Source organism: Streptomyces sp. FH025, from assembly GCF_017427025.1.
Lineage (GTDB): Bacteria > Actinomycetota > Actinomycetes > Streptomycetales > Streptomycetaceae > Kitasatospora.
Window position 1 is genome coordinate 1 of the sequence record NZ_JAFLNG010000350.1, and the last position, 7,901, is coordinate 7,901.

At 72.4% G+C, this 7,901-nt stretch carries 6 protein-coding genes; all 6 read left to right on the forward strand.

Features of this window, described 5'->3' with window-relative positions; genetic code table 11:
* Window positions 1-126: 126 nt before the first annotated feature.
* Window positions 127-3,675, forward strand: coding sequence for a BTAD domain-containing putative transcriptional regulator (locus J0670_RS23150; RefSeq protein ID WP_207813570.1), 3,549 nt, complete (start codon window positions 127-129; stop codon window positions 3,673-3,675).
* A 243-nt stretch (window positions 3,676-3,918) separates the two neighbouring features.
* Window positions 3,919-4,950: a LuxR family transcriptional regulator gene (locus J0670_RS23155; RefSeq protein ID WP_207813571.1), complete on the forward strand. Its 1,032-nt coding sequence runs from the start codon at window positions 3,919-3,921 to the stop codon at window positions 4,948-4,950.
* A complete protein-coding gene (locus tag J0670_RS23160; RefSeq protein WP_207813572.1) occupies window positions 4,947-5,672 on the forward strand; it encodes a pyridoxamine 5'-phosphate oxidase family protein in 726 nt (241 codons plus the stop codon). Before J0670_RS23155 ends, J0670_RS23160 begins: the two co-directional genes overlap by 4 nt.
* A gap of 133 nt (window positions 5,673-5,805) precedes the next feature.
* A complete protein-coding gene (locus tag J0670_RS23165; RefSeq protein WP_207813573.1) occupies window positions 5,806-6,678 on the forward strand; it encodes a diiron oxygenase in 873 nt (290 codons plus the stop codon).
* A complete protein-coding gene (locus J0670_RS23170) occupies window positions 6,675-7,508 on the forward strand; it encodes a hypothetical protein (protein WP_207813574.1) in 834 nt (277 codons plus the stop codon). The genes J0670_RS23165 and J0670_RS23170 overlap by 4 nt, the downstream gene beginning before the upstream one ends.
* A complete protein-coding gene (locus tag J0670_RS23175; RefSeq protein WP_207813575.1) occupies window positions 7,505-7,894 on the forward strand; it encodes a holo-ACP synthase in 390 nt (129 codons plus the stop codon). Before J0670_RS23170 ends, J0670_RS23175 begins: the two co-directional genes overlap by 4 nt.
* The last annotated feature ends 7 nt before the right edge of the window (window positions 7,895-7,901 follow it).

Consider the following 7,901-nt stretch of genomic DNA (forward strand, 5'->3'; position numbering starts at 1 on the left):
TGCTTGACCCATTGGTCTAGTCCAAACTGATCGTCGGCCGGAGCCTCCGCGGAGACGGCCGCGCACGGCCCGCAATGCCGCCACCGGTCAGGGACAGGTCGCGGCCATCGGACATGAGGGGGACGCATGTCAGAGAGGATGTCGGCCGCCGATCTTCCCCCGGGAGGTCCGGCAGACGAGGCGGGCCCCTTCGGCCCACGGCTCCAGTCGTTCCGCAGAAGGGCCGGACTGAGCCAGGAGGTCGCCGCGCTACGGGCCGGGATCAGCACCAGGGCGCTGCGCGACATCGAGCGCGGCCGGGTCCAGCGGCCGCAGTCCCGCACCCTCCAACGCCTCGCCGACGCACTGGGGTTGACCGGCGGCGAACTCGCGGACCTGCTGGCCGCCGCCCGCACCGGGCCACCGCGCGGCGCCGGACGGCCGCGCCTGCTGATCCTCGGCCCGCTCTCCCTCCGGCGCGGCCAGACCCCCGTCCCGGTCACCAGCCCGATGCTGCGCCGCCTGCTCGCACTGCTGGCGCTCAAGCACCCCGAGGCCGCCACCCAGCAGGAGATCACCGACATCCTCTGGCCGTCCGGGCCGCCCAGCTCCCACCAGAGCCTGATCCACACCTACGTCAGCCAGGTCCGCCAACTGCTGGAGGCGGGCGGCCCGCGGACCGCCCCGCCGCTGACCGTCGTCCGCACGCCCACCGGCTACCGGCTGGAGGCGGCCCGGAACCAGATCGACCTCGGCCTCTTCGACAAGCTGCTGGCCCACGCCCAGCGCGTGCACCGCGCGCCGGACCCGTGGGCCGCGTACGAGTCGCTGACCCGGGCCCTCCAGTGGTGGCGGGGCCCGGTGCTCGCGGACGCGGACCCGGTGCTGCGGCTGCATCCGGCCGCGGTCGCGGCCAACGAACGGCGGGTCAAGGCGGTGCTGCTGCACGCCGACACGGCGATGCTGCTGCGCCGGCCCGAGGAGTCCGTCCCGGTGCTGTGGGACATGGTGAACACCGAGCCGCTGCACGAGGGCCTGCACGCCCGGCTGATCCTCGCCCTCGCCAGCTGCGGGGAGCAGGCCGCCGCGCTCAACGTGTTCGGCCGCCTACGCGACCGGCTCGACGAGGAGTTGGGCATCGCGCCCAGCGCGGAGGTCCGCGACGCCCACCTGCGGGTGCTGCGCCAGCAACTGCCGCTCGCACAGCGCCCCGCCCACCCCCCGCCGGCCGACCGCACGACGCTCACCGGCCCGCTCACCGGACCGGTCCCGGCCCAACTGCCCGCCCGCACCGGCTGCCACGTCGGGCGGCGGCAGCAGATGCGGGAGCTGGACGCCCTGGTCTCGCCCGACCCGGTACGGCGCTCGCACATCATGGCGGTGGTCGGCCCGCCCGGGGTCGGCAAGACCGCCCTCGCCACGCACTGGGCGCACGCGCGGCGCGAACACTTCGAGGACGGGCAGCTGTTCGTCGACTTACGCGGCCACTCCCCGCTCCCGACGCTGCGCCCCGGCGACGTGCTGGCGCAGTTCCTCCGGGCGCTGGGCACCCCGCCCGACCAGCTCCCCTCGGACGAGGACGAGGCCGCCGCCCTCTACCGCACGCTGCTCGCCGACAAGCAGATGCTGATCGTTCTGGACAACGCCCGCGACGCCGAGCAGGTCAGGCCGCTCATCCCCGGTGCCCAGGGCTGCGCGGTGGTGATCACCAGCCGCAGCCAGCTCGCCGGGCTGGTCGCGAGCGACGGCGCCCGCCAGCTCGGCCTGGACGTGCTCGATCCGGACGATGCCCGCCAACTGCTGGGCAGCACCATCGGCGAGAGCCGGGTCGCGGCCGAGGAGGAGGCCGCGCGCCGGCTCGTACGGGTGTGCGGCGGGCTGCCGCTGGCCATCCGGATCGCCGGCGCCAACCTGCTGGCCCGCAACACCGGCATCGCCGACTACTGCGGCGAGTTGGCCGGTGACGACATGCTCAGCAGGCTGCACATCGAAGGGGACCGCCGCTCGACGGTGCGGGCCGCCTTCGACCTCTCCTACCGCGCGCTCCCGGCCCCGGTCCAGCGGATGTTCCGGCTGCTGAGCCTGATGCCCGGCCCGGACCTCACCGTGGACGGCGCCGCGGCGCTGGCGGACTCGACCTCGGCCGAGGCGGCCGCGCTGCTGGTGAGCCTGGCGGACGCCCACCTGGTGCAGGAGGGCGCGGCCGGCCGGTTCGGGCTGCACGACCTGCTGCGCTCCTACGCCCGCGAGCTGGTCAGCCGGGAGGAGGCGCACGCCGCCCGGCAGCGGCTCTTCGACTGGTACCTCTACCACACCGACGCGGCGGCCCGGCTGCTCTACCCGACGGAGCCGGCCGCGGACCCGGCCGCCGGAACGGCGCCCTCGGCCGCGCTGGTCTTCTCCGACCACGGCCAGGCCTCGGAGTGGCTGGACAGCGAGCGGGAGAACCTGGCTTGCGCCGTCCTCCAGGCGTCCGGCGCCGGGTTCACCGCCATCGCCTGGCGGCTGGCGGAGAGCCTGCACGGCTACCTCTCGGTGGGGATGTACACCGGCGACTGCCTCAAGGTGGCGACCGCCAGCCTGTTCGCCGCCGTCGCCGACGGCGAGCTGCGGGCCCAGGCCGCCGCCCAGTTGCGGCGCGCCGAATGCCACCGGGTGCTGGCGAACAACGCGCAGGCCCTGGAGCTGTTCGGCAGTGCGCTGGACCTCGCGCGGCAGGCCGACTGGCTCGACGGGCAGGCGCTGGCGCTGCGCCGGATCGGCACCGCGCACCAGGAGAGCGGCGCCCTGCGGCAGGCCTACGAGCACCTCTCCCAGGCCCGTGAGCTCACCCGGCGCGGCAACGGCGCGGGGACCGCCGACGACATCACCAACCTGGGGCTGATCTGCTGGAAGCTCGGACGGCTGCACGAGTCCGTCGAGCACTTCTCGCACGTGGCCCAGCTCTTCCGCGACCTCAACTCGGCCGACGGGGAGGCGATCTCGCACACCAACCTGGGGATCGCCTTCCGTGCGCTGGGCCGCCCCAGGGACGCGATCCGGGTGCTCGGCGAGACCCTGCCGATCCACCTGAGGAACGGCAACAAGCTCAGCGAGACGGTGGCACTGAGCTGTCTCTCACGCGCGTACACCGACCTGGGCGACCACTCCACCGGGCGGCTGCTGGCCCACACGGCGCTCGCCGCCGCGCAGGCGCTGTGCGACCGCGCACTGGAGGCCGATGCCTTCCTCGCCCTGGGCGCCGCGCAGGAGCACGCCCGCGAGCTGACCGACGCGGCCGACAGCTACCGGGAGGCGCTCCACCTCGCCGAGGTCGTGAACGACCGCTTCCCGCAGGTCGCCGCGCTCGTCGGGCTCGCGACGGTCCAGGTGTGCCAGGAGCCGCAGACCGCCCCGGACACCGCGGAGCGCGCCGTCGCGCTCGCCCGCGAGGCGGAGTTCCGGATGCTCGAAGGCTGTGCGCTCAACGCGCTGGCGTACGTACGGGTCCGGCTCGGCGAGTCGCGGACCGCGCTGGAGATCGGGCGCGCCGCGCTCGCCCTGCACCGCGAGACCGGGCACCGGCCGGGCGAGGCGCGCAGCCACCTGGTGCTCGGCACCGCGCGGTCGGCCCTCGGCGCGCGGCACGAGGCGTTCGAGCACTGGCGCGAGGTGCTGCGGCTCTCCCGGGCGATGGGCGGAGTCCGGATCCGCTGAACGCCGGACTTGCCCGAGCGGCAGGACAACTGCTCCGGCAGTTGACCGAGTTCTGCCGGTTCTCGCCGTACGATCGGCGGCGACCGGCGGAACCGCAGGTGAACACCGGTGCGTCCGGGCGGCACCGGCCGCCCCGGGAGACTCCGCTCCTCTGGTCCGACTGTAGGAGACCGCCCAGCCCGGCTCCGTACGGTGGTCAAAACCCCGCAAGACCGTTTCCCCGTGCCGACTTATGAGGTGACGATGGAATTCGCGGCACAGACTCTACGCCAGGACCCCACCCAACTTGCCGTCGAGGTCGACGAGTTCGTGATCACGTTCTACGAACACACCATCGGGCTAGCCGACTTCAGCCCGTCCGGGATCGCCGAGGAGCTGGGCATCCCGCAGCAGCGAGCCGAGCAGGCGGTCGGCGTGCTGCGCGAACTGCGCCTGGTCAAACCGGTCGAGAGCGACACGGGCCGGCTGGTCGCGGTCAGCCCGGAGGCCGCCCAGATGGAGCTGCTCGTGCCCCTGGAGCGGGAGATCCTCGACAACCGCCGCCGACTCGCCGGTTTCAAGGGGAAGTTGAACTCCTTCGTGGCGGCGTTCGAGAAGCAGGCCAGGACCCGGCCCGAACCGGTGGTGATTACCGACGACCGGGAGGAGATCGAACTGCGGCTGCTGGAGGCCGCCCAGGGTTGCACCACCGAGGTCCTCGTCATGCAGCCCTGCGTGGCCCGGGAGACCCACGAGCTGCGGCTGGCCCGCCCGCTGGTCCTGGAGGCGCTGCGGCGCGGCGCGCAGGGCCGGATCCTCTACCCCCACACCGCCCGCGGCGACTCCGACACCCGCGCGCACATCGGCGAACTCCTGCCGGCGGGCGGGCAGGTGCGCACCACCAAGGAGGTGCGCGACCGCTTCCTGGTGTTCGACCGCAAGACGGCCTTCATCCCGGCTGGCGAGGGCGACGCGATCGCCGTCGTCTACGAGGGCGCGGTCGCCGCCTTCCTGGCCGAACTGCACAGCCGGGTCTGGGAGTCCGCGTTCGACTTCGACTCCGGCGCGGCCGGCTACGCCGGGACGCTGGAGGACCTGAAGGCGACCCTGCTCAACCTGCTGGCCTCCGGCGCCAAGGACGAGGTCATCGCGCGCCGGGTGGGCATGTCCGACCGGACCTTCCGCCGCCACGTGGCCACGATCATGCAGGAGCTGTCCGCCAGCAGCCGCTTCCAGGCCGGCGTGCTGGCCGCCCGGACCGGACTGGTCGACCTGGACCTGAGGAGCGCCGCATGAGCCGCTACGACCAACTCGCGTACACCCCGGCGGTGCGCCGGGTCCAGCAGGAGATGGGCAGCGCCGCGGCGGCCGACCGCCGACTGCGGGCACCGGGCGAGGAGGCCGACCCGCTCACCGACTCCGAGATCGACTTCATCCGCGGCCTCGACGGCTTCCTGTTCGCCAGTGTGAACGAGACCGGCTGGCCGTACATGCAGTTCAAGGGCGGCCCACCGGGGTTCGTCCACGTCCTGGACCCGAACACCCTCGGCTACCTGGACGTCCGGGGCAACCGGCAGTACATCACCACCGGCAACCTGCGCGGTGGTGACGACCGGGTCGCGCTCTTCTTCATCGACCACGCCCGCCAGGCCCGCCTCAAGCTGTTCGGCCACGCCACCGCCGTACCGGCCGGCGCGGACGAGGCCCTCGCCGAGCGCCTGGGCTCGACGCGCACCGACGGCAAGGTCGAACACCTCGTCACCATCCGGGTCGAGGGCTTCGCCTGGAACTGCCCCAACCACATCACCCCCCGCTTCAGCCAGCGCGAGCTGTCCGACGCCCTGGCCCCGGTCCGCGACCGCCTCGCGCTGCTGGAGCAGGAGAACGCCGCCCTGCGCGCGGAACTCGCGGCCGCCCGGCAGAACGCGCCGGCCGACCGGCAGGACGCACCCGCCGACCGGCAGAACTCGCCCGCCGACCGACAGGACGCACCCACCGACCGGCACCAGCAGCCCTGAACCACCGGTCCCACCACGAACCGACCCCCCACTGACCGAATTCGGCAGCCGGTTTCGGGCGTTGAGGAGCCCGTGCGGGAATCCATACGCTGGAATCAGCAAAGAGCCCCGAGGCGAACGGAGACATCGCCCCATGGTCAGCGATGTGATCGACCGCAACAGTCGGTTCCAGGAAATCATGGACCGCCTCACCGCCAAGTCGATCGACGACTACTACAACCCCTACCGGCTCTTCGAATGGCCGGACCGGCTCCCCGAGAACATGTGGTGGATGAGCCCCGAACTCACCACCACGCACGGTACGGAACTCACCGAGACACTTTCCCAGGAGCAGCTCCACGCCCTGTCCAAGCACGAAAGCATCAATTTCTACAGCCTGAATGTGCACGGCATTCGGGAACTGCTCACCGAGGTCGTCAACCGGATTCACACGGCCGGTTTCGAGAAGCCCTCGGAGTTCTTCCACCACTTCATCGGTGAGGAGAACGAGCACATGTGGTTCTTCGCGGAGTTCTGCCTCCGCTACGGCGGGAAGATCTACCGCCAGCCGGCCGGCGGCGCGGAGGCCGCCGGCCACTCCGCCAAGACCGAGAGCCTGCTCGTCTTCACCCGCATCCTGATCTTCGAGGAGCTGGTGGATCACTTCAACTCGACGATGGCCACCGACGAGCGGCTGCACGAGACGATCCGCGCGATCAACCGGATCCACCACCAGGACGAGTCGCGGCACATCGCCTTCGGCCGCGAGCTGGTCGACCTGCTCTACCAGGACCTCAAGCAGACCGCGTCCGAGCAGGAGCTCACCGACATCTCGAACTACCTGCGGCGCTACCTCACCCACAGCTTCGAGTCGCTGTACCACCCCCAGGTCTACCGCGACGCCGGACTGGAGAAGCCGCACGAGGTGCGCCGGCTGCTGCTGGAGTCCCCCGCCCGCGCCGAGGCCGAGCAGCGCACCTTCCGCAAGACCACCAAGTACCTGGAGAGGACGGGACTCATCCGATGAACCGCCTGACCGGGAGCGACGGCGCCCCCGCGCTCGCCATCCTCGGCCCGGAGGCCACCCGGCTGATCAAGGAGCTCGACCGGGTCTTCACCGGCTGGGGCCTCGCCGCCGGGGCGGACGAGATCAGCCCTCCGCCGCTCTTCCCGGTGACCGACCTGGAGAAGTTCGACGTCTACACCAACTTCCCCCACCTCGCCTGGGTCGCCGGCTCGCTGGACCTGACCCGCGATCAGCACAAGCCCACCGGCGGCCGTTTCACCCCGGACGCGCTGAGCGAGGCCCGGTACGGCCTGCCGCACGCCACCTGCTACGGCGCGTACCTCTACCACGAGGGCGGGCAGGTCGCCGACGACACCCTGGTGACCCTCGTCAACCGCTGCTTCCGCAACGAGGACCACTACGGCGGGCTGCGGCGGCTGGCCAGCTTCCAGATGCGGGAGATCGTCGCGCTCGGCTCGTACGAGCACACCCAGCAGGTGCTGGCCGGCTTCACCGAGCGGATCCTCGCCTTCGCCGCCGCGCTCGGCCTCGACCTCGGCAAGGCCCCGGCCAGCGACCCGTTCTTCCAGAACGACGGCGCCCGCGCGCTGATGCAGAAGCTCAATCCGGTCAAGCACGAGTTCCAGTACGGCGACCTGGCGATCGCCTCGGTCAACACCCACCGGAACTTCTTCGGCGAGCGCTGCGACATCAAGCTGGCCTCCGGCGAGCACGCCTACACCTCCTGTACCGCCTTCGGGCTGGAGCGCTGGGTCGCCGTGCTCACCGAGCACTTCGACGGCGATCTGGCCGCCGCCACCGACGCGGTCCGCACGGCCGACCCGGCGTGAGCCTGCCCCGGATCGGCGTCGACCTGGTGCCGATCACCCGGGTCGGCGAGCTGCTCGCCCCCGGTGCCGGGCCGGTGCTGCACCGCATGCTCTCCGAGCGGGAGCTGCGGATCTCGGTCACCCCCGACGGCGAGCCCGACCGGGCCGGCCTGGCCGGCCGACTGGCCGCCAAGGAGGCCGTCTTCAAGCTGTTCGGCGCCGCCGGACGACCGGTGCCCTGGCAGGGCATCGAGATCCTGCGCGGCCCCGGCGGGCGGCCCGAGGTCCGGCTGGCCGGACCGGCCGCCGAACTCGCCGCCCGGGCCGGGCTCGGCCCGATCGACATCAGCATCAGCCACGACGGGGGCTTCGCGATCGCCGTCGCGGCCGCCATCACCGCCCCCTGACCGCTCC